Origin of the sequence: Bombella sp. ESL0378, from assembly GCF_009725845.1 — a bacterium.
GTDB classification, from domain to species: domain Bacteria; phylum Pseudomonadota; class Alphaproteobacteria; order Acetobacterales; family Acetobacteraceae; genus Bombella; species Bombella pollinis.
Genome location: NZ_WNIF01000001.1, coordinates 1 through 22,095, shown reverse-complemented (window position 1 = coordinate 22,095; position 22,095 = coordinate 1). Strand labels below are relative to the sequence as shown.

At 53.8% G+C, this 22,095-nt stretch carries 17 protein-coding genes; 9 read left to right on the top strand and 8 right to left on the bottom strand.

The annotated features are described in order from the left end of the window. Positions 1 to 36: 36 nt before the first annotated feature. From GM556_RS08650 to GM556_RS00070, 4 genes are read right to left on the bottom strand one after another with little or no spacing between them, the layout of a single operon-like run. Positions 37 to 3,009, bottom strand: a complete 2,973-nt coding sequence (locus GM556_RS08650) for a glycosyltransferase (protein ID WP_155578903.1) — start codon at positions 3,007 to 3,009, stop codon at positions 37 to 39. Further along, positions 3,006 to 4,790, bottom strand: coding sequence for a tetratricopeptide repeat protein (locus tag GM556_RS00080; RefSeq protein WP_155578902.1), 1,785 nt, complete (start codon positions 4,788 to 4,790; stop codon positions 3,006 to 3,008). Before GM556_RS00080 ends, GM556_RS08650 begins: the two co-directional genes overlap by 4 nt. Before the next feature lie 15 nt (positions 4,791 to 4,805). Next, positions 4,806 to 6,302 carry an HlyD family type I secretion periplasmic adaptor subunit gene (locus GM556_RS00075; RefSeq protein WP_155573960.1) on the bottom strand — a complete coding sequence of 499 codons (1,497 nt, stop codon included), beginning with the start codon at positions 6,300 to 6,302 and terminating at the stop codon, positions 4,806 to 4,808. Continuing rightward, positions 6,302 to 8,473 carry a peptidase domain-containing ABC transporter gene (locus GM556_RS00070; protein WP_155573980.1) on the bottom strand — a complete coding sequence of 724 codons (2,172 nt, stop codon included), beginning with the start codon at positions 8,471 to 8,473 and terminating at the stop codon, positions 6,302 to 6,304. The genes GM556_RS00075 and GM556_RS00070 overlap by 1 nt, the downstream gene beginning before the upstream one ends. Positions 8,474 to 8,813: 340 nt before the next feature. Here GM556_RS00070 and GM556_RS00065 point away from each other — a divergent pair, with 340 nt between their 5' ends. Further along, positions 8,814 to 10,295 (top strand): YdiU family protein, encoded by a 1,482-nt coding sequence (locus GM556_RS00065; RefSeq protein ID WP_155578901.1) that lies wholly within the window; start codon positions 8,814 to 8,816, stop codon positions 10,293 to 10,295. Positions 10,296 to 10,323: 28 nt separating this feature from the next. Here GM556_RS00065 and GM556_RS00060 read toward each other — a convergent pair whose 3' ends face one another. From GM556_RS00060 to GM556_RS00050, 3 genes are read right to left on the bottom strand one after another with little or no spacing between them, the layout of a single operon-like run. Beyond that, positions 10,324 to 10,866, bottom strand: a complete 543-nt coding sequence (locus GM556_RS00060) for an invasion associated locus B family protein (protein ID WP_196424634.1) — start codon at positions 10,864 to 10,866, stop codon at positions 10,324 to 10,326. A gap of 31 nt (positions 10,867 to 10,897) precedes the next feature. Continuing rightward, positions 10,898 to 11,410, bottom strand: coding sequence for a DUF5384 family protein (locus tag GM556_RS00055; RefSeq protein ID WP_155573963.1), 513 nt, complete (start codon positions 11,408 to 11,410; stop codon positions 10,898 to 10,900). Positions 11,411 to 11,430: 20 nt separating this feature from the next. After that, entirely contained in the window at positions 11,431 to 11,952 is a 522-nt protein-coding gene (locus GM556_RS00050) for a hypothetical protein (RefSeq protein WP_155573964.1), read from the bottom strand. 234 nt (positions 11,953 to 12,186) lie between these two features. Between GM556_RS00050 and GM556_RS00045 the strand changes: the two genes are divergently transcribed. The 8 genes from GM556_RS00045 to GM556_RS00010 all read left to right on the top strand — a co-directional run bounded on the left by GM556_RS00045 (position 12,187) and on the right by GM556_RS00010 (position 21,110). Further along, a complete protein-coding gene (locus GM556_RS00045) occupies positions 12,187 to 13,443 on the top strand; it encodes an adenosylmethionine--8-amino-7-oxononanoate transaminase (protein ID WP_155578900.1) in 1,257 nt (418 codons plus the stop codon). Continuing rightward, a complete protein-coding gene (locus GM556_RS00040) occupies positions 13,440 to 14,621 on the top strand; it encodes an 8-amino-7-oxononanoate synthase (protein WP_155578899.1) in 1,182 nt (393 codons plus the stop codon). The genes GM556_RS00045 and GM556_RS00040 overlap by 4 nt, the downstream gene beginning before the upstream one ends. Continuing rightward, entirely contained in the window at positions 14,621 to 15,253 is a 633-nt protein-coding gene (locus tag GM556_RS00035) for an alpha/beta fold hydrolase (RefSeq protein WP_155578898.1), read from the top strand. The genes GM556_RS00040 and GM556_RS00035 overlap by 1 nt, the downstream gene beginning before the upstream one ends. Beyond that, the gene (locus GM556_RS00030) at positions 15,250 to 16,029 is read left to right on the top strand and encodes a methyltransferase (protein WP_155578897.1); all 780 of its coding nucleotides are present in this window, start codon (positions 15,250 to 15,252) and stop codon (positions 16,027 to 16,029) included. Before GM556_RS00035 ends, GM556_RS00030 begins: the two co-directional genes overlap by 4 nt. 3 nt (positions 16,030 to 16,032) lie before the next feature. Continuing rightward, positions 16,033 to 16,719: a dethiobiotin synthase gene (bioD, locus tag GM556_RS00025; protein ID WP_155578896.1), complete on the top strand. Its 687-nt coding sequence runs from the start codon at positions 16,033 to 16,035 to the stop codon at positions 16,717 to 16,719. A 121-nt stretch (positions 16,720 to 16,840) separates the two neighbouring features. Then, the gene (locus GM556_RS00020; protein WP_155578895.1) at positions 16,841 to 18,376 is read left to right on the top strand and encodes a glucan biosynthesis protein; all 1,536 of its coding nucleotides are present in this window, start codon (positions 16,841 to 16,843) and stop codon (positions 18,374 to 18,376) included. A gap of 7 nt (positions 18,377 to 18,383) precedes the next feature. Continuing rightward, positions 18,384 to 20,546 (top strand): glucans biosynthesis glucosyltransferase MdoH, encoded by a 2,163-nt coding sequence (mdoH, locus tag GM556_RS00015; protein WP_155578894.1) that lies wholly within the window; start codon positions 18,384 to 18,386, stop codon positions 20,544 to 20,546. Positions 20,547 to 20,687: 141 nt separating this feature from the next. After that, the gene (locus GM556_RS00010; protein WP_099027531.1) at positions 20,688 to 21,110 is read left to right on the top strand and encodes an organic hydroperoxide resistance protein; all 423 of its coding nucleotides are present in this window, start codon (positions 20,688 to 20,690) and stop codon (positions 21,108 to 21,110) included. A 754-nt stretch (positions 21,111 to 21,864) separates the two neighbouring features. Here GM556_RS00010 and GM556_RS00005 read toward each other — a convergent pair. Continuing rightward, positions 21,865 to 22,095: hypothetical protein (locus tag GM556_RS00005; RefSeq protein ID WP_230873213.1), on the bottom strand; the 231-nt coding region annotated here is incomplete at its 5' end.

The following is a 22,095-nucleotide window of genomic DNA, read 5'->3' as shown; positions in this document are numbered from 1 at the left end:
TTCTGCAAAATCATTATATTTCAAAAGGTTGTTATGCTATCCGTGCGTCATAAAAAACGCTGCTAACCGCTCCACTGGCATCCCCAAAGGGATGATCTGCCCCCATTGCGGCCCAGCTTGCTTAATCCGCGCAGCAGAAGCCCCAATATCAAACCCCACCACAGCCAAACCAGCCTGCCATAACCATCCCAACGTATAACACCATGTTTCTGGCGCGATTGAGGCAATAAAGCCGATATCTGCATCCGCATCTCGCAACAACGCCATTGTATCAGCTTCCTCATACGCACCTGTCACGCTTACCCCCGCTTGCAAAAGAGCATCGTCATCATGTGTGCCCCCAATCAATATCAAATGCAGAGGCAAAGCATGCTTTTGGATATACTGCCCTAGTGTCAAAATAACGTCATATCCTTTCCACCGGCTAATACCGCCGAGAATCACAATCCGTCTTGGCCGCCCCCGTACTAAAAAGTAATCCTTTACTAACAGCGCGGAGCGAGCATGTATCGTTTGGTCATCCTCCAAAGCTTCACAGATAATGGACCTTGTAAGCGACACATGACGTGCCAAACGTTTTGCTGCATCCTCACTAGGGGCTACAATCCGGCGCGCTGCGTTTAATTCCTTTGTTGAGCGAGCAATTAAAGCGGGCAGACTTATCGCCTCATCCAACGGGACATTGCCCTCTGCCAAGCACGCCTCACACCCGGTGAGAGACGGCTCCCCACAATAACGCCCTTCCTCATTACACAAAGCGATACGGGGGCAGAACCATATATGATCATGCACATAGACCTCATATGGCACACCCAATTTATGATGCAGCTGCCGCATCCCCGGCTCATGCCCTAATAAATGATGCCAAATGACACATTCCACCCCCATCTCCTGCAAAAAGGCCACCAAAATGGGATAGTCCTCTGGCAAAGCGAAACGAAGATTAGGGACCACAAGCCCCTCAACCGGGCTTACAACCCGGCACCCCTCCATCGTGGGCTCGATGATGAACGGTAAAAGCCCCGCTTTACATAGACGCACCGCATGTTCACGCACGGCGCGCGCGACACCCCCACCGCCCCGATGTTGGAGCAACACCACCGCGCTGGAAAAACGCGCCCGATGCTGGGCCATGCGCTGCCAATCCAACTGCCGCCAGAAAACACGCAGCGGCTCCGCCTGCTTCCACCGCTGGATCGCGGCATCATAACCGGGATAAAGGCGATTCAGAATCGTAAGATTCCGCTGCAAAAGCGGGCTGCCTTCGGCCCCGAAAGAGCCATGACCATAATGCAGAACATACACATCCGCCCCCACAAGATGCGTAAAACCTGCCTCACTAGCCCTTAGGCAGAAATCATTTTCCTCCCCATAACCTTGCGCAAAATACGCCCCTCGTAATCGTCCTACCGCTTTAAGACACGCAGCCGAAACAGCCATGCAAAACCCATTTGCTGTCGGTAAGCTCACATGAAGTGGCATGGCCTCCGCTTGTTGTTGGCACAGCGCATCTAGCGCGGCGGCTTCTTGCACAGATGGAGCGGGATTGTCACGATTCGGCACCGGGTAAGAGGTCAACCCGCCTGCATTAGAGAGCGGCGTGACCGTCCCCACCCCCGCTTGGCCCAACCAACGGCGCAATCGTTCTACCCACGGGCCAAAGACAAGCGTATCGCTATTAAGCCAAATGACATCCCACCCCTCTGGCACCAAAGCAAGGCCGGTATTAATGCTCTCCACAAACCCTTGATTACGCTCATGACGCTTAATCCGCACACGCCCCTCTTGTGCGAGAGAGAGGAGATACGTACGCAAAGCTACCTCTGGGGACGCATCATCAATAATAATAACCCGGCATGAAGGGGGAATGGTCGCTAACACGCTTTCTACACAAGCTTGCACCATAGCTTTATCCCGATAAACAGGGATAATCACCGCGCATCCCGCTGCTACCGTGCTTTGCTGCCCCTTGCCCACATACTTACGCGCCTTCCGGCAACCTTCCCGCGTCCAGCCTTTCCGCTTATTCCCGGTAGATGAGGGCGATTGCATCAACTGCACAAGGGCCGAGTCTAACGGCGCGCCCTGTAACAACCTGCCATAACCATCATAAAAGCCCGTCCGCTTTACCGCTAAGTCTGGCCATGCTTCATAGGGAAGGTAAAACCCATAAGGACGCTGCAAAAGAGCCGTGCTGCTAAAGCCCTCCGCTAGCCCCTCTATCTTTATCGGTACTTCATGACCATCCACCCTAATAGTGGGCACAGCCCCCGGCTCTCCGGGGTACCATAACCATCCGCGTACCCCTTGGGCCTCTGGCGTGATGAGGGAATGGCAGCGTATCACGGCCTGAAGGTCAATCTGGCCTCCTAACATAGTATGGCCATCACAAATAATATGGAGGCGTTCCCCACGCCACCACGGGCCTTTCTGTTGAGGGACATGCTCTGCGAGGTCATACATACCACTAGAGAACGGCCCTAAAGGGACATCATCTAAAAACACCGTCACCAGTTTTCTAACGCGCAGCCATAACACCCCCGCGCACGACAATGATGCCCATCCAACAGCCTTTATAGAGGCTACAATGCCATCCATGAGCACATCATGCCCGTCCCCAAGGCTATTACGCGCTAAAAGCTGCGCCATAACGCGCGCAGCATCCACCGCACGTCCTTGCTGCGATAACACGCCTGCAAGGGCCAATCCCGTTTCTCTCACCCCAGATTGACCCCATAAATCCTCTAACCGAGGAAGGGCCTTGGCCAAAAACCCTCCCTCCCATAACGCCATAGCGTATGTGAAGCTAAGCGTAGCAGCCCGACCAGAGAGACGCTCAGCCCGCCCTAGCCAGAATAACCCATCCTCCAACTCCCCCTGCTTGATGCACGCCATCCCTTTGGTGAACATCTTGTGCAACTCTTGGAGATGCTGCGCCTCCCAACGCGCTTCCTCCTGCGGGGTACAAAACCGCCCATAACCGGGAATAAACGTAACAGGTGTCTTCACGATACCGCGGGGGCAGAAGACGATGACGGCATCTCCTCCAACAAGGCTTTCGCACGTTCAACCCCTTGTTGAGCGGCCTGTGTCAACCAGTAGCGGGCTTGCTCTACATCTTGCTCACCGCCTAGGCCTTTAAGCCAATAACGCCCCAACATCATCTGCCCTAAACCATGACCCCGTTGTGCGGCTTCCTCAAAATAATACCGCGCACGGGGCAGGTCGGCAGGGACATTATGCCCACCCCCATACATCGCCCCAAGGGAGAAATACGCCTCTACCAAGCCACCCTCTGCCGCTTGATGATACAGCTCCAACGCACGGGCATGATCCTTTATGCCATTCACCTGCCCCGTCACAAAAATCTGCGCCACACTCGCGCAAGCTTCTGGCATACCCTGCCGCGCGGCTTTCTCCATCCACATCAGCCCATAACGCTGATTTTTGGTTACACCGCGCCCCTCAAATAACATACGGCCATACCAATATTGAGCATTCACCACACCTTCCCGCGCAAGCCCAAACCAATGGAAGGCATGCCGCTCATCCGCTGTCGCCCCAATCCCTTGGGCTAAACAGACGCCCAAATTAAACGCCCCTAAAAGGTCACCCCCCTCTGCTTGCTGCCGCAACCGTTTATGAAGGTCCGCTCGCTCCTCATCAGGACGCACAACACCTGCGAGTACAAGATTCCCAAAATCTGCATCGGCATGCTTATCACCCCGCATGGCCGCAAAATTAAACCAATGCGCCGCTTTGGCCTCATCCCGCACAACACCTGTCCCGGTAAGATATAACACCGCTAGAACACGCGCCGCTGATGTATGATTTTGCTCAGCAGCAAGCTCATACCACCGGGCGGCCTCCATAGGGCGATGAAGAAAATCCTCCCCACGGATATATAAATCCCCTAATAAGGCCGCGGCCTCCGGGTCTCCCCCATAAGCAGCCCGGCGCAACCATGTTTCCGCTTGCACAGGGTTAGGCGTAACCCCAACACCTTTCAGCAACATCAAGCCATAACGTGCTTGGGCTGACGGAATCTCTAACTCTGCGGCTTGCTTATAATAGGCTGCTGCTTTTTCGGCATCACGCTTCTGCCCGCCAACACCATGCTCATACAGCCAGCCCATCGCCGCATTGGCGATTCCCACACCACCATCTGCTGCCCGCTGCACCAAAGCCATCGCATAAGCACGCTGAGCATCATCTACAGCTTCATCCAGCAGGATAAGCCCTAGCCCCAAAGCTGCTTGTAAGGACCCGCCCCGCACAGCTTGCCCATACCAATGCCGTGCAGCCTCATTATCCCGCACATCTTCAGGGCCATGATTAAAAATATGCCCTAATAAAGCTTGGGATTCGACATGCCCTGCCTCAGCCCCACGCTCCGCCCAAAAACGGGCCTGCGTAAAGTTAGGCGCGTATCCTTCCTCCTCACCTTCCTGAGCGGGGTCATAAAGCCCTCTCTCCACAGCAGCAGGGGTTGTAGGGTCAAAATCAGACGGTAACCCCATGGCGCATAAGGTCGCCAAGGTAAAGCAGGCCTCTACCAACCCTGCTGCTGCCGCGCGATACGTCCATCGGGCTCCTTCCTCCAACGAAGGCGGCGTGCCTTGCCCAGCAAGATAGCATTGCCCGACCTTATACGCTGCCTCTGGCACACCAGAGCCTGCCAGCCGCGCTAGGAGGGAGAAGGCTTGCGTGGCCTTCCCCCGCTCTTGCAACCGCTGAGCACGATTCAGCTTACGGGGAACGGAGTTAAAAAATTCAAAACGGCCCGCCATGACTATACCCTCCCTTTATGAGGGTTCCTTCATACCATCTGTTGCAATCGGCACAGCACGACTAAACAGATATTCCAGAATCGTCCGCTTACCAACATCAATATCCGCCGTAATGGGCATACCAGGGCTTGGATGGAAGAAGGACGGCTGACCATGCAACGTATATTTATCAATCTTCAACCGAACACGATAGAAAATCGCTGCTCCGCCTGACTTCATCAACGCAGATGGGTCTATCCCTGCGCGGATATTCCCCTCCACCATCTCCGGCGGCAAGAACGTATCGGCACTAATAAGCCGAACCGTCCCTTTAGCCCCGCCATATTGCACATAAGGAAAGCTCGCGAATTTAATAATCGCATGATGCCCCTCCCGCACATAGGCACTATCCTGCGGGCTCATAATCGCCTCAACTTCCATCCCTGTATCGGTTGGCTCCAACGTCATCACCCGCACAGTGGGCGAAACCATAGACCCAACAGAAATCGGCGCAATGGTAAGGACAATTCCATTTGCTGGCGCACGAAGGTCAATATCCTTTTGGGCTTCACGGCCCTTACGATATTGGCTTCTCAACTGGTCCAGTTTTCGCTCATCTGTCACAAGCTGGTTATAAATGCTCACCATCCATGAGTGGACATAGCTATCACGCTGAGCTTGGAGAGCTATAAGGCGGTTTTGTGTTCCCCCCACTTCCTGCTGAGCAGCAATGAGAAGCCGCTCTGTATCCATCACAGCATCTTGCGCCCCAAGGGTAGATAAGCGAGAGCCTACAGCCTCCTTCTGTTCACGTTGGCGCATATCCAGCACAGCACGCGTTACACGCAGCTTGCTGCTATACATCGCGACATTGCCCTTAGCGGCCTGCAAATCATTCTGCATCCCTGCAATGCGGCGATCATAATCCTGCAAATGCGCTTGATAATCAGCCTGCATTTTAAGGAAGACTTCCTGCTGCTGGAGGGAGGCAGGGACATTCATATCCACATGATATGTCTGATTGCTCGCCTGCGCTTTAAGCCGTACCACCTCTGCTTGGAGAGAGAGCATCTGAGCGGAAAGATTCTCCATATCCGCATCGCTCAATGTAGGGTCCAGCCGCGCCATAACCTGCCCTTTACGGACATATTGCCCCACACTGACATTGATCGTCTTTACACGCCCCATAGCTGAGGGCTGAATAATCGCAATAGGCTCTGTCGAAATAAGCCGCCCAGTCGCCGTGACCACCTTATTAACCGGAAACAACCCCATCGCTGCAATAGAGGCTAAGACCAACGAACCAACAATCCAAATGATATAACGAGCCGAAGCCGTCATAGGCATATTAACAAGCCCTAGCGTTGGGGAGTGGAACTCCAACAACGCAACGGGCATGTCATGCGGAGCGTACGGATCATCTGCCTTACGCGGGCCCTTTACGCTTACTGCCTCCATAGAGGTATCAGACACATCTTCCCGCGTGCCTCCATCGCGCTGGGGGGCGGGGCTGGTCGATTTATGATTACTCATCAGTCCTGCCCTCCTGCGGGGTGATTATCGTCTCGCGCCGCCCCGCGTGAGGGGGACGATTCTGCTGCTTCTAAATGCCGATTTTGCTGTAACCAGAGTGTTCGATACACATCACAACGCTCCAACAAGGTTTCATGTGGAGCAATATCCACAACACGCCCTTGGTCAAGAACAGCAATTTGGTCACATTTCACCAAAGAGGAGAGGCGATGGGAAACAATCACCATCGTCCGCCCCTTTGCCAGATTTTGCAAATTCGCATTCACCAAAGCTTCTGATTCCGGGTCCAGAGCGGAGGTTGCTTCATCCAAAATCATCAATTTAGGGTCGGAAATCACAGCACGCGCAATCGCCAAACGCTGCCGCTGCCCACCGGAAATATTGGTAGAGCCTTCCTCAATCCACGTCTCATAGCCCGCAGGCATACGCTCAATAAACTCCTCCGCTCCAGCCAGGCGGGCTGCACGGATAACATCATCCAACGTCAAACCCGGTCGCCCGGCGGTGATATTATCGTGAATCGTGCCGCGAAAGAGGAAGTTATCCTGCAACACAACACCAAAAGACCGCCGCAAATAATGCAAGTTAATCTCGCGCAAATCGACCCCATCGAGACGGAGATACCCTTGATAATTACGACTCACCCCCTGCAACAGGCGCGTAATGGTAGATTTACCGGATCCAGACCGCCCCACAAGGCCGAGCATCGTCCCCGCAGGAACCTCAAAATTAACATCAGACAGGGCCTTATTAGCCGCCCCCGGATAGGTAAAGTTGATGCTATCAAAACTAAGAGCCCCTTTGATAACAGGGCGCATCCCATGAGTAAGAGCGTATGTTTCTGTCGGCTGGTTCAATACCGCTCCCGCTTCCCCAAGCGAAACCGTAACTTCATTGATGGATTCCATCAATTTAGCCAAACTCACCAGCGGGGCGGCGACACGTCCGCCCAGCATCATAAAGGCCATAAGTGCACCGCCCTGCATCGTGTCAGAATCGGTAAGAACCAAATAAGCCCCCACTAGGATAATCCCACGATTAATGAACATATTGAGCGGCTGCACCAACGTATTCACCCAATTAGACAAACGCTGGGAGGCTAACCGCCAATGAATCACCGTGGCCGTGCGCTCATCCCACTCTGCCCGCCTTGTGGCCTCTAAAGCGAGCGTCTTAACCGTCCGAATCCCCGCAACAGTCTCATATAAAGTCGCCCCGCGCTGCATCTCTGCCCGCACCATCTTCCCAGCAACGCGGCTAACAACGGGGAGCATGATAACAACAATCAACCCGATGCCCCCAGCACAAAGCAGGGTCAACCACGCCATAGTGGAGCTCATATAAAAGAGAACGGGCATCACAACCATTAGCATGAACATATCAAGCAGGGTGTTCATCACCTGCCCGGTCATAAAGTCACGTACTTTGAAGATGGAATGAAAGCGGCCTAGCACCTCACCAGCCTGCTGCCGCTCGTAGAACTCCAACGGCAGAGCCAACAGACGGTTAAACGCATGAAGGGAGATACGCGCATCAATTCGCGTTGTGACAATGAGCATCAGCTCTTGCCGAGCATAAGTCAGCAAAATCTCATACAAGCTGAGAATCAACACAAAACCACTCAAAGAGACCAATGTCGCCATAGAGTGATAATTGATAACCCTATCAACCACCTGCATGACAATCATCGCTGGGAAAAGCCCCAACACACTGACAATCATAGAGGCAAAGATAATATCCCGCAGGCCTTTCTTCTCCCGCAGGACCATCTTGGCAAACCAATAGAAGTCGAACACCGCATCGGATTCCGACTCATCAGACCGCCGTTTGATGAGAACAACATCGCCCGTCCAAAGCTGCATCAACCGCAGCTCATCGACAGGGACAGGCGGCTCTCCTTCCCCCTTCAACGGGTCGCGCAGCCAAACAATCCCTTTCTCTGGGTCCGTACGGACTAGCAGGCCCGCAGAGCCATCACGAAAGAGAAGCACCACTGGCGGCGTATAGCCTAACTTGACAAGGTACCGCCACCGCAGGCGCATCCCCTTGGCAACCGCCCCATAATCCCGCAACCAACGCACCAATGTCGCTGGAGAGGGGGACGATTCCCCCGGCTCTGCCGCGAAGTCGCGTAGATCCAGCTCTATACCATGGTAACGCGCTGCGGCCATAACAGCCCGTAGGCGAATATAGACCGGATTTACCCGCTCGGCCTTCTGCCCAGAAGCCTGCTTGCCAGTTGGGGGCTGGTTCTCCACAGAATATCCTTACCTTATCTCGTCTACTATGATGGGGTTTATACGTACACACCCCTAGTTCATACTCTATTAAGCGCGAAATCTATAATGTGTCACCCCAGACAGCAAGGGCACAAAACCATTCCTACCCCTTTTTAGCCTATATGACCCTCCTTTCATTTTACAAACAGCCTCCCTATGTGACAAAAAACGGCCTCTAGGCCTTCATCCCTCCCTCAACTCCTCGCCGCTCAGCTATCCAAAGGTAGCCGTCATGCTCACAACCCCACTTTATACACGCCATTTATCAGACTTCTTCCATAAGCCCATCACTCCATTACCGCCGCCTGCCCCACAGATTATCGCCCTTAATGAGACCTTAGCCCATGATTTAGGGTTGGATGTGGCCTGGCTACACTCCCCTGCGGGAATTGCCTTTCTCAGCCAAGGGCTTTTGCCCACCCCATCCCCCCAAAGCCCCGTTGCGACCGCTTATGCTGGGCATCAGTTCGGCCAATTTGTACCCTCTCTGGGCGATGGCCGCGCCGCCCTCATTGCCGATTGCCAAGACCAAAACGGCACTATGATGGAACTCCAAATTAAAGGAAGCGGGCGGACCCCCTTCTCCCGTGGAGGGGACGGTAAAAACACACTCGGCCCTGCCCTGCGTGAATATATCGTCAGCGAGGCTATGCATGCCCTTAACATCCCCACAACACGCGCCCTAGCAGTCCTCACCACGGGAGAAACAATAGAGCGCAATAGTGGCCCTGTCCCCGGTGCGCTCATCGTCCGAGTAGCACGCAGCCATATCCGGGTAGGCAGCTTCCAATATGCTGCTGCTCATGGCGGGTTAGAGCGTGTGCGTGACGTAGCGGATTTTACAATCCAACGGCTTTTCCCCCATCTTGCTGAGGAGGATGGACCAACACGTTATTATAATCTGCTGAAACTGGTTATCCAAAAACACGCAGCCCTCACTGCCCGCTGGATGGAGGTCGGCTTCATCCATGGGGTGATGAATACCGATAATTGCGCCCTCTCTGGCGAAACTCTCGATTACGGTCCTTGCGCCTTTATGGACCGTTTCGACCCGATGAAGCATTTCAGCTTTATTGATAAAGATGGCCGCTACGCTTATGGCCGCCAACCAGCTCTTGCCCTCTGGAATCTTAGCCGCTTAGCAGAATGTCTCTTTCCTTTGTTCGATGAAGATGAACACCGCGCTATTGAGCAAGCACAAGAGGCCCTGCATGAGTTTGATCACCTCTTTCATCATAACTGGCTCTCAGGCTTTCGCCGTAAACTAGGTCTTGAGAAGCAAGACGAGCACGATATTCGCCTATTAGAACATCTGTTAGAAACCATGCATACTGGCCAAGCAGACTTCACCAATATATTCCGTATGCTTAGCTCTACATCCGTGGCGGTGGAAGGACACTATCATGATGTACGAGACTTATTCCCCACTAATAAAGGCCATTTTGACCTCTGCCGAACAGAGCTGCTCCACCGCCTTACGCTAGAAGAACGCTCCCCCAAGGCACGGCAAGAGGCCATGCAGGCCACTAATCCGCGCATTATCCCGCGTAATCATCAAATAGAAAACGCACTTTCCCAAGCTCTCAAAGGGGACTATCAACCCTTCCATCGCCTGCATGAGGCCCTCAAAACCCCCTTTGCCGAGGCAGACGATGCCCTTACTGTCACCCCCTCACCAGAGGAGGAAGTGCGTTACACATTCTGCGGCACATAAGTAAGGTATGGGTCAGCGCAACCGAGATTTATTGCGTTAAATCCCGCGCACGCCGCATAGCTTGCTCTAACCCTCGCGTAGAGAAAAGCAGCTTGACCGGCTGACCAGAAAAACTCAACGCCGTAAATGTCCCGATATTATCTTTTAAAAGCGTGCGCCATTGCCCATCATCAAATGTAAGAGGCACAAGGCAACCTGTCGGCAAACAGGTCGAGAAGGAATAAATATCCCCTACCGGCTGAGAGGCGTTGGTTAGGGTTAACCCATGCAATAAATCCAACCCAAAGGAGACCGTCACCACACCACGCACTTGCTCGCCATCAGGCTCTAGCCGTAAACTCATCACACTCTTATGAGTATGAACATCAATCGCCCTTTGCGTCGCCACACATTTGACCTCACCGCTTTTATTAGTCCCACCCGGTGCTTGGCAGGCAAGCTGCCAATCTTGATAGGTCTCTCGTAGAAATGGCACCTTATCAGGCAAGCTTGTTGCTGCATGAGATACCGAGGCAACCCCCAGCACTAACAGGCTAAACACGCCATATTTTATAAGCTGCCTCATCATCATGCCCTCTCCCATCGCTATCTTTCCAATGTTCTTATTGTTCCCACCAATGGCGTTGCGCCATTTTTGCGGCCTGCCCAAGGTCTGTCTTCAAAGCAACATCGCCCTGCGCCGCTTGGCGTAATTGCTCCGTCTGCGCTTGTTTCTGCGCTAAATCCGCTTTGACGAACTCATCCTCATGGCTCACACGGCTCTCCAACATTTTGAGCTCAAGCTGCTGTTTCTGCAACGCAATAGCACGGCTTGCCTCACGATATTGCCGGTCATCCTGCCAATCCGTCTCAGCACGCGCACGTTGTGCGGCAGCAATACGCGCTGCATAAGCCTCATCCTGTTGCCGCTGACGCACTCGTGCTTGGGCCGCCCGTTGTGCGGCTTGCTGCTGCGCAACCTCCAAAGAGACGCGGCGTTGGTCTTGGCTATCCTGAATCTGGCCTAAATGCTCTAACTGTGTGGGGTCCATCGCTTGTGCATAAACCGCCCCACCATAAAGAGCCAGAATAAGGCTAAAAGCACAGCCTACAGCCCATCTATTATGCCGCATCATTCACCCTCCTTCACACAGCTTTACCGGCGCGGACATGCCGCATTAGGCTGAACACGCGTCCCCGTCCCCCCTGTGGAGACCAATAACGCCGTACCGGGCTTATATTCGCATGTCCGTCCCACTTGGGTGGAAAGAAGCACCTCCCCACCTGCACGGTCCTGATAGGCAATCGTCACACCTTTAACGAGTGTATGATCACCTACAACCTGCCCGCCAACAAGGGACCCACCAATAGCCCCACCAGCACCAGCAGCCAAACCGCCACCCCAGCCAGAATGACCCGCACCAACGGCCAAACCGCTCCCTAAAGCTGCCCCTACAAGGCCACCTACAATCTTAGCGGTACGCCGATTACGCGCATTATCAACATTAACACGCGCCACAGAGACAGAGATAATCTGCACAACACGGCCCCGCTGCACGGTATTGACTTGGGATTGATCATACACATCAGGCCGTGATTCCTGCCCCGGTGTCTCACATGCCGTTAAAGCCAAAAACGGCACAACCAGAACCGCCAACAAAGCACGCATCTTCACCATGATATCTTTCTCAATCCTCATACAATGCCCACATTAGCCGTTCTCCATTTATTTAGGTGAGAATAGCCCTATAGATAACCATCCCTTTAGATACAGGTAACTTAACGTCAAGTGAGTTTTTTGCAATCTTCCCAATAAGATAGCCTGCCCCCTTGTCTCCCTTCCTCCTTTAAGGGACATTACCAGCTCATCATGTTCATCCTCTTATCCTAACGGCCCTATCACCCTTAACCTATGAACACTGCCAGCACCCTCCCTCATCTCTGGCTACCTTATAGCCAAATGCATACCGCTCCCTTCCCGGTTGAAGCACAAGCAACCTCTGGTAGTACCATCACCCTTGCTGATGGGCGCACCCTTATAGATGGCATTGCCTCTTGGTGGACAGCCTGCCACGGCTATAACCACCCTTCCATACGCCGCGCGCTTATCGCACAAGCTGAGCGCATGCCCCATGTCATGTTTGGCGGTATGGTCCATCAACCAGCCATAACCCTTGCCCAACGGCTCGCCGCCCGCTTACCAGGCGACTTAGAGCGCGTCTTTTTTACGGATTCCGGCTCTGTCGCGATGGAAGTCGCAGCGAAAATAGCCATTCAATATCACCTCAATAAAGGCCATACAGGACGGCATAAGCTACTCTCCTTCCGCGGGGGCTATCATGGCGATACCCTAGCGATGATGGCCATTTGTGACCCTGAAGAAGGAATGCACCGCCTCTTTGGCGCAGCTTTACCGCAGCAAATCCTTGCAGACCTCCCCACCACGCTCGCACATTCCGCCGCTTTGGAGGCCCTCCTCGCCCGACAAGGCCATGAAATCGCTGCTCTCATTGTTGAGCCTCTCGTCCAAGGGGCGGGAGGGATGCTCTTTCACACCGCAGAAACCCTTCGCCAGCTCCGCCGCCTCTGCGATTCTTACGGAATTTTGCTGATTTTGGATGAAGTCTTTACCGGTTTTGGCCGCACAGGTACCTTCTTTGCCTGCGAGCAAGCCGACATCACACCAGACATCATCGCCCTCTCCAAAGCCCTCACAGCAGGGACCATGCCACTCGCCGCAACGGTGGCCCGCAAAACAGTTTTTGAGGCTTTTCTCTCGGACAATCCCCTCCACGCCCTCATGCACGGCCCCACCTTTATGGCCAATCCACTCGCCTGCGCGGTTGCTAATGCCTCGCTTGATCTTTTCGACCAAGAACCCCGGCTAGAGCAAGTCCGCGCCATTCATACCCAAATGACCCATGAGCTAGAGCCATGCCGTCACCTACCCGGCGTGCGCGATGTCCGCACTCTTGGGGCCATTGGCGTTGTAGAGCTTGAAAGATTAGATGACCCTGAAGCCCTAAAACGCGCCTTCCTTAAAGAGGGCGTATGGATACGGCCCTTCCGGCGCATTATTTACCTTACCCCCGCCTTTACCATCACCTCAGATGAACTCACCCACCTCACTGGGGCTATAAAGCGTGTCCTAAAAGAGCATCTAGGATGAATCACCTTCAAAACGCTCTCCATGCCGCTCTCCAAGAGCGTGACAAGCACCATACACGCCGCCATCTCACCCCCATGATGCGGCAAGGGGAACGGCTCATCCACCAAGGGCGCGCCCTGATTGATGTCACCTCCAACGATTATCTCGGCCTCGCCCATCACCCCCTATTACGCCACCGCGCCGCAGAGTGGGCGGAGCGTTACGGCACTGGAGCACGGGCCTCCCGCCTTGTCAGCGGGACCTTGCCCCTCCACACAGAGCTAGAGGCTAAACTTGCGGCTTTTAAAAAGAGCGAAGCGGCTTTGCTCTTTGCCAGCGGATGGCAAGCCAATGCCTCCCTCCTGCCAGCCCTCAACCAGCTATCGCTTCGCCAGATGGGCCATCCTGCGCTCTTTTTTATGGATAAGCTTAACCATGCCAGCCTTCATCAGGGCTGTTTAGCAGCAGGGGTACGGCAAATCCGCTTCCGCCATAATGACCTCACCCATTTGGAAACCCTCCTCCACCGCCATGCCTCCCAACCGGGCTTAAAGTTCATCATCACGGAGAGTGTTTTCTCCATGGATGGCGACCGAGCCGATATTGCCGCCCTACGCGCCCTCGCTAAACGTTACGAAGCCTTTCTTTATGTAGATGAAGCCCACGCAACCGCTGTACTAGGGCCAGAAGGGCGCGGCCTTACCCAAGGCATGGCCGATATTACCATGAGTACAGCCAGCAAAGCCCTCGGGGGGATGGGGGCCTTTGTTACAGGCAGCCGCGCCTTATGTGATTATCTGCTCAATCACGCTTCCGGCTTTATTTACAGCACGGCCCTGCCTCCCGCTTGCCTTGGTGCTTTAGACGCAGCGTTAGAGCTCGCGCCCCACTTAGAGCATGAGCGTTGCCACCTCCAAAAACAAGCCGACCGTCTCCGCTCTCACCTTCAAGACGCAGGCTGGGATACGAGGGCCTCTAGCACGCACATCATCCCCATTATGGTTGGGGAAAGCCACACCGCTTTACAGATAGCCCACGCTTTGGAGGCACGCGGCTTTCTCAGCGTGGCTATCCGCCCGCCAACGGTTCCCCCCGGCACAGCCCGCCTCCGCATCGCTTTAACAAGCCAGCTCTCTACCTCAATGATTGACCAGCTCGGCGAGGCCCTCCTCTCTAGCTTGAGGAGCCATGCCGCCTGATGACCACTCTCTATTATCTTCATGGCTGGGGGTATGATGCCCATTTTTGGGAGGGGCTGCACACGCATCTCCCCTCATGGCAGCATATCTGTACTGATGCAGGCTATTTTGGCTCCCCTGCTCACCCCCCATTACCAGAGGTTCCCTTTTGGGCCGTTGGTCACTCCGCAGGGGCCTGCGCTTTGCTCACGTTACGCTCCCCTCTCTGCCGTGGGCTTATCAGCTTTAACGGCTTTGCTCGCTTTACCGCAGCCCCCGATTACCCAGAGGGCCTCCCCCCACGCATTATGCACCGCATGATACGGCAATTTGAACGCCAGCCTGCAACCGTCCTGCGGCAATTCCGCCATATGTGTGGGGAGCCAGACCCCACCCTACCCTCAACACTCAATCTCCCCGCTTTAACGGACGGTCTCACCATGCTCGAGACGGTCGATCACCGCGACCATTTGCCTTATTGGCAGGGGCGGCTTTATAGCCTCCATTGTGTGGATGACCCCCTCATCCCCGCGCGTTCCGGCATGGGAGCTGCGGCGTGGGGAGTAGAACGCACAGGCGGCCATCGCCTCCCCCTCACGCACCCACAAGAGTGTGCAGCCTTTCTCACACGCATCATCAACGCTTCCTTATGACAAACCACCGCAAAGCCACCATCGCCGCCCGCTTTGATGCCGCCCATCATTATGAGCAAGCCGCTTCCATCCAAAAACGCTGCGCCACAACACTTGCCTCATGGATTAAGAAAGAACATCGCACGGAAAAACCCAAACATATTTTAGAGTTCGGCTGTGGGACAGGCTTACTCAGCCGCGCCCTCATTGAGGCCTTTCCACAAGGTCATTACCACCTCACCGACATCGCCCCCGCTATGGTAGAGCGCACCCGCTACCACTGCGCCGCCCTACCCGCGCACATACGCTGCTATGTCATGGATGGTGAGGCCCCCCTCCCCCACCAAACCCCGCCAGAAGGGTTCGACCTCATCACCTCTAATCTTTGCCTCCAATGGTTTGAGGACCGCGCTCGCGCTTTCCAAGCCCTTACACAGCTTTTACGCCCCGGCGGACGGCTTATGGTCAGCACCTTACAGGCAGGCAGCTTGCACCAATGGCGGGAAAGCTGCCACGCCACCGCGACCGCTTGCGGTGTGCCAGACTACCCTACCCTCACCCAGCTAGAGCAAGACTGGCCCGCTCATGGCCGGGGTGTCTGGCGTGGTGAAGCCATGCACGACCCTATCCCATCTGCGCGGGACTTCCTCCAAGGCTTGCGCCGCATTGGGGCCTCCCTGCCACGTCACACCCATCGCCCTGCCGCCCAGCTCCGCAAAGCGATGCGGTATTTTGATGCCCATTACGACCATGTGACCTATCATGCCGCCTTCGGCCTCTTCCAAAAGGGAGTGTAACCCATGCTCTATGCCCCTCCTCCCCCACTGCCATCCCACCCGCCAAAAGGCGTCTTTGTCACCGGGACGGATACAGGAATCGGCAAAACGCTCATCAGTGCCGCCCTAACACGCGCGTGGCATGGAACCTATTGGAAGCCCTTCCAAACCGGCCTTGCTGAGGAGCCCGGCGATACTGAGACCGTCCAACAACTTACAGAGCTCTCCCAAGACCATATCCTCCCCCCAGCTTACGCGCTGCAAGCCCCGCTCGCCCCCGCTGCTGCCAGCGCGCTTGAGAGCATAACCCTCCACCCCGAACAGCTTACCCTACCAGAAGCCCCCCACGCCCCCTTGATTATAGAAGGCGCAGGCGGCCTTATGGTGCCACTGACGAAGACTATGTTGATGATTGACTTCATCGCCCAACTTGGTGTGCCCGTCATCCTCGTCACCCGCAGCAATTTAGGCACGCTTAATCACACCCTTTTAAGCCTTGAGGCCCTGTATCAACGTGGGATTCCCGTCCTTGGCTTCATCACTAATGGGGTCGAATCCCCACAAAACACCCAGATATTGGAGGATGTAAGCCATTGTCGGCCTCTCCTCCATGTCTCCCCACTAACGACCACACCTACCGCTACCACACTCCGCCACATAGCCGCTCAACTGCCCCCTTGGGAGCATTACTGGCAACCTAGAACGGCTTAGCCCTTAAAAAGCTACATTTTTTTAATATATCTATCCGTGCAATGCCCATTCCCTCCCCCTTCCATATCAGGGTAAAGAGGAGCAAATTGTAGAGATATAGATAGGGTTTGTCAGTATCATCATGAAAATCACACGGCGAACAATAGTTAAAACAGGCGTAGGCTTAGGGGCAGGGCTTGCTCTTGGTGCAAGCTCCGCACGCCATGCTCATGCTGATGATGGCTCCGCTACCCCATTTGATGACAGCACCGTCCGCACATTAGCGCGCGACCTTGCCTCTAAAAGCTACAAGCCCCCGCGCAAGGACCTCCCCGATGCGCTGGCTCATATGAGTTTTGACCAATTCTCTGCCGTTCAGTTCAATTCAGAAAAAGCATTATGGAAGCAAGACAACCTCGCTTTTGATGTTGAGTTCTTCCCGCGCGGGTATCTCTATAAGCAGCTTATTGATGTTTATGAGGTCCATGACGGTACAGCACGCCCTGTTAACTACACGGCCGATATGTTCACCAGTAAAGACCCTTCCCTAAACCTGACCGGGGGGGAAGGCTTCTCTGGCTTACGCATCCGTTATGCCCTCAATCATCCCGGTGTGATGGAAGAATGTGCCGTATTCCTCGGGGCATCCTATTTCCGCGCGGTTGCTAAGGGGCAAACTTACGGCCTCTCCGCCCGTGGCTTTGCAAAAGATACTGGCACCCCAACGGGGGAGGAGTTCCCCACATTCCGCAGCTTTTGGTTGGAGAAACCCGTCCCCGGTAGCCAATCTCTCATCCTCCATGCGTTAATGGATAGCCCCTCCCTTACGGGGGCCTTTCGTTTCACTATTCGCCCCGGTGAGACGACCCTCTTTGATGTCCAATCCTCCTTCTTCCCCCGCACGGACATCACAGCGGGAGGAATCGCGCCCCTAACAGGCATGTATTATTTTGACGCAAATGACCGGACCCACATTAATGACTGGCGGCCTGCTGCGCATGATAGTGAGGCCCTCCAAATATGGACAGGGGCAGGCCAAAACATCTACCGCCCACTCACAAACCCAACCGACCTTCAACTCTCCTCCTTTAGTGATGCAGGGCCTTACGGCTATGGGCTGATGCAGCGCAAACGTAATTTTCACGATTATGAAGACCTCGCCCTCCATTACGAAAAACGTCCCTCTTTATGGGTCGAACCTATTGGAAATTGGGGGGAAGGCGGCGTTCAACTTGTCGAAATCCCCACCCCTAGTGAGGTCAATGATAATATCGTCTCCTTCTGGCGGCCTAACCAACCGCTAAAAGCAGGGCAGATCTATAACTTCACCTATCGGATGTATTGGGGGTGGGATACGCCTTGGCCAACACATCTTGCGCGCATTCATGATACACGCGTCGGTGCTGTAACCGACCATCCAGAGAAAGTGCAATTCGTCCTCGATTTTGACGGCGAACCCTTCCGCACCCTCCCCGGTGACACAGCTTATCATCTCCTCGCCCAGAGCTCTGCGGGGGAGATTTCTGCCATCACCATTATGCCTAATCCGGAAATTAATGGCGTGCGCGCCTTCTTCCAACTAGACCCCGGAGCCGCCAAATTATGCGAGCTGCATGTCCAACTCGCCAGTGCCCAAGGCCCCCTTTCTGAAACATGGCTCTACCGCTGGACCGCTTAATTACCCCATGACCAGCCCTCACATCACTACCTTCCTGCCACCTGAATCCCCCCTGTCCATGCCGGTGCAATCCCTCCATAAAGCACCGGAGCGACATGGGCGGGCCTTCTGGCGGCTACCGACCACACCCACCCTCCTCTGGCTACGCCGCCTCTTTGTGTTTGGGATGGCCTTTGCGCTGACAGCCTATAGTGTTGTCAAAATCAATGCCGTTTTTAACTCACTCGGCACAAGCCTCCTCGGGATGGTGATGCTAGGGCTATTTACCATCCTCAGCTTTTGGATCTCCCTCTCCTGCGCATCAGCCTTAGGCGGGTTCTGGTCCATGCTGCGCCATGGTGGGCTAGGCCTTGGCATCCGCCGCACCGGCCCCCTGCCGGAGCTAAAAAGCCGCACCGCCATCTTGCTCCCCACTTATAACGAGCCACCTCAACGCGTGATGCTCAATCTCCGCGCTATGCTGAAAAGCTTGCAAGAGACAGGCCGTGGCGAGCATTTCGACATCTTTATCCTCTCCGATACGACCAACCCTGATATTTGGGTGCAAGAAGAACAAGCCGTGCTGGACCTCCACCAACACGCTTACGCACGCCAGCATCTTTTCTATCGCCGCCGCTTTAAAAATACGGACCGCAAAGCCGGCAACATTGCGGACTGGGTCACACGCTTTGGTGGGGCTTACCCAGCTATGCTCACCCTTGATGCTGATAGCCTCATGGATGGCAGTCTCATTGTCCGTATGGCTGCTGCAATGGAGCAGCATGAGCAAGTCGGGCTCATCCAAAGTCTCCCCGTCATTGTGGGAGGGCAGACCCTTTTTGCCCGCCTACAACAATTCGCCGGGCGCGTTTATGGTCCGCTCATTGCTCAGGGCATTGCCTGGTGGCATGGCTCAGAGGGCAATTATTGGGGCCATAACGCCATTATCCGCACTCAAGCCTTTGCCGAGCAAGCTGGCCTCCCCCATCTGCGCGGCAAGCCCCCCTTTGGTGGGCACATCCTTAGTCACGACTTCATCGAGGCCGCTTTGATGCGCCGTGGCGGCTGGGCCATCCATATGGTCCCCGGCCTTATGGGGTCTTATGAGGAAAGCCCCCCCTCCCTTACCGACATCGCCGTGCGGGACCGCCGTTGGTGCCAAGGCAATCTCCAACATGCGCGCATCCTTTTTACAAAGGGTATGCACTGGGTCAGCCGCTCGCACATGTTGGTAGGGATAGGCTCTTACATCATGTCCCCGCTTTGGCTGCTCTTTCTCCTTTTTGGGATTTTGATTGCTTTACAAGCGCATTTCTACCACCCCGAATATTTCAGCACCCAACGCAGCCTCTACCCACATTGGCCCCATGTGGACCCCATCCTGGCGCGGCTGGTTTTCATCCAAACCATGGTTGTGCTGCTCGCCCCCAAGGCCCTCGCCTTCCTCGCTATTTGCTTTGATAAGCAAGAACGTCAACAAGCGGGCGGGGTCATACGCCTTTCTATCTCCATTATTTTGGAGACCCTTCTTGGTGCGCTCATTGCCCCCATCGCTATGCTCATCCAAACCTCGGCCATTCTCTCCATTCTCTTAGGCCGCGATTCTGGCTGGTCTGCCCAAAATCGTGATGATGGTAGCCTGCCTTGGGGCGATACAATCCGTAAATATTGGCTCTATAGCCTCTTTGGCCTCGTCCTCAGTGCGGCCGCTTGGTCGGTCTCTCTCGCACTTTTCCTTTGGATGCTCCCGGTCTTGGTTGGCCTGCTCATTGCTATTCCTCTTGTCGGGCTAACCGGTAGTCGCTTTTGGGGGACATGGGCCCGCAAAGCGGGGTTACTCCTCATCCCAGAAGAAACAACCCCTCCGTCCATCCTCCAACGCGCCGCTGAAGAGCGCAACCACCCTCACCCTATTATTTTAGAGGCCTTTCACGCTCTGCGGAGCAATACAGCCCTACGGCACGCCCACCTCGCCACGCTGCCCCCACCGCGTAAAGCTGGGGAGCCTATCTCTGTTCCCTTGCTCACTGGTTCCCTCAAATTGCAGGAAAGCCCAACGCTCGAAATCGCCCTCGCCCGCCTTACCCCTGCAGAGAAGGCCGCCGTCCTCAGCTGCCAAAGCAACATCGCCATCCTCGCAGACCTCCCCGTCTCCTCGCCCAACCTCACTGACGGGCCTTATGGCTCTTAGCCCCTATTATTTTCCTCTTCCCCCATTGTCTTACTCTCAAAAAGGCCCATCTCTGGGGGGAAGGCATACTCGTTGCTACGAGCTAGGCCTTGTCAGACAACCCTAGAAGGCCCGCAACCGGTCGGGCCGGGAGCTATGTTGATGTCCGTTAATGTCGTTTACAAAACCACAGCCCGCGCTACCGGTGGCCGTGATGGCTCTGCCGAAACAACCGATAAGAGCTTCCACGTCAAGCTTGGCGTCCCCAAAGAGATGGGCGGCGATGGCAAGGGGAACAACCCAGAGCAGCTTTTTGCCGCTGGCTACGCAGCTTGCTTCCTCGGTGCTATGAAGTTCGTTGCTGGTGAGGAGAAAATCGACATCCCAGCCGATACCCATGTGCAAGCCACCGTTGGCATCGGCCCCCGTGGCGATGGCGGTTTCGGTCTTGAGGTCGCTATCGAGGCCTCCATCCCCGGCATGGATCGCTCCAAAGCGGTTGAGCTACTGAAGAAAACCGAGTTCGTCTGCCCCTACGCCAACGCCACCAAAGGCAACATCAAAACAACTGTCACGCTGGTCTAAGTAATCAGGATTGCTGTGATACACAAAGGCGCATCCACCTAGGTGCGCCTTTTTATTGAGCTAATCTTCTACATTTCTCGGTCTATTATACCCAATAATATCCCAAATCCATACTAATAATGCTGCATCAGTACTGCAACGCACACTGGAATTATAAAGAATTGCATAAAAATAGTTAACAAATAAATATTTATATATTTTCTATCATGATTGCTAATGCAATTATAATCATCTTTCCAATAAGATTTTAAACACCTAAAAAATAATGCATACATATATATATTAACAATAGGACAAAAGATTGCTCGTGTTACATCTTTCGCTATATAAGAAAAACCTTTTTGATAAGTCCAAGCTATTATATCAAATGCACTCACCGACATAAGAATAGGCAATATTGGTATCATCAAAGATAATATAAGCGTAGACCCTACTTTAAAAAAGAAAAGCATAAACAAATGTAATATGTATATTAATAAAATTAACCTTCCCCCATATTTATAAACCTTACGCTCTGGAAAATATAACCCTACCCTCCGAAAAAAGATAAACAAAATTACTATTTCTATAGAGATATAAAGTGCTGTAAAAAACAGATTTCTATAAAAAATCTCAATTAGTAGATTGAACAATAAAATAAAAACATTAGTATATGCAATCTTTTTAAATGAAATCATCTCTTATACATCCTTTTCCCTAGTGTAAGCTTATCTGCCTCTAATCCTACAGAACTCTCACCCATAAAGCTCATAAACTATTTGCAGCCCCCCTCCAGACCTATACCATATAGACTTTCTTCTTCTTTTTTAATAACTCTTAAAAAGTAAACGGCAGAAACTCTTAGTATATTCATATAATTTAGTCCAAATGGAGCTATTGTAGGTTGTCCATAATCAAAACTTTTCTTCCGTTTTAAATAAAAATGCCAAGTAAAAGCTTCGTTTTGATGCCAAAATACCATCGCCATATAGACACCTATATTAAT

Coding starts and splice junctions, on each gene's coding strand:
- GM556_RS00030 (WP_155578897.1), top strand. CDS start 15,250: ATGACAAACCACCGCAAAGCCACCATCGCCGCCCGCTTTGATGCCGCC.
- GM556_RS00080 (WP_155578902.1), bottom strand. CDS start 4,790: ATGGCGGGCCGTTTTGAATTTTTTAACTCCGTTCCCCGTAAGCTGAAT.
- mdoH (WP_155578894.1), top strand. CDS start 18,384: ATGACCAGCCCTCACATCACTACCTTCCTGCCACCTGAATCCCCCCTG.
- GM556_RS00040 (WP_155578899.1), top strand. CDS start 13,440: ATGAATCACCTTCAAAACGCTCTCCATGCCGCTCTCCAAGAGCGTGAC.
- GM556_RS00070 (WP_155573980.1), bottom strand. CDS start 8,473: ATGGCCGCAGCGCGTTACCATGGTATAGAGCTGGATCTACGCGACTTC.
- GM556_RS00075 (WP_155573960.1), bottom strand. CDS start 6,302: ATGAGTAATCATAAATCGACCAGCCCCGCCCCCCAGCGCGATGGAGGC.
- GM556_RS00050 (WP_155573964.1), bottom strand. CDS start 11,952: ATGGTGAAGATGCGTGCTTTGTTGGCGGTTCTGGTTGTGCCGTTTTTG.
- bioD (WP_155578896.1), top strand. CDS start 16,033: ATGCTCTATGCCCCTCCTCCCCCACTGCCATCCCACCCGCCAAAAGGC.
- GM556_RS00055 (WP_155573963.1), bottom strand. CDS start 11,410: ATGATGCGGCATAATAGATGGGCTGTAGGCTGTGCTTTTAGCCTTATT.
- GM556_RS00045 (WP_155578900.1), top strand. CDS start 12,187: ATGAACACTGCCAGCACCCTCCCTCATCTCTGGCTACCTTATAGCCAA.
- GM556_RS00065 (WP_155578901.1), top strand. CDS start 8,814: ATGCTCACAACCCCACTTTATACACGCCATTTATCAGACTTCTTCCAT.
- GM556_RS00035 (WP_155578898.1), top strand. CDS start 14,621: ATGACCACTCTCTATTATCTTCATGGCTGGGGGTATGATGCCCATTTT.
- GM556_RS00060 (WP_196424634.1), bottom strand. CDS start 10,866: ATGATGATGAGGCAGCTTATAAAATATGGCGTGTTTAGCCTGTTAGTG.
- GM556_RS00010 (WP_099027531.1), top strand. CDS start 20,688: ATGTCCGTTAATGTCGTTTACAAAACCACAGCCCGCGCTACCGGTGGC.
- GM556_RS00020 (WP_155578895.1), top strand. CDS start 16,841: ATGAAAATCACACGGCGAACAATAGTTAAAACAGGCGTAGGCTTAGGG.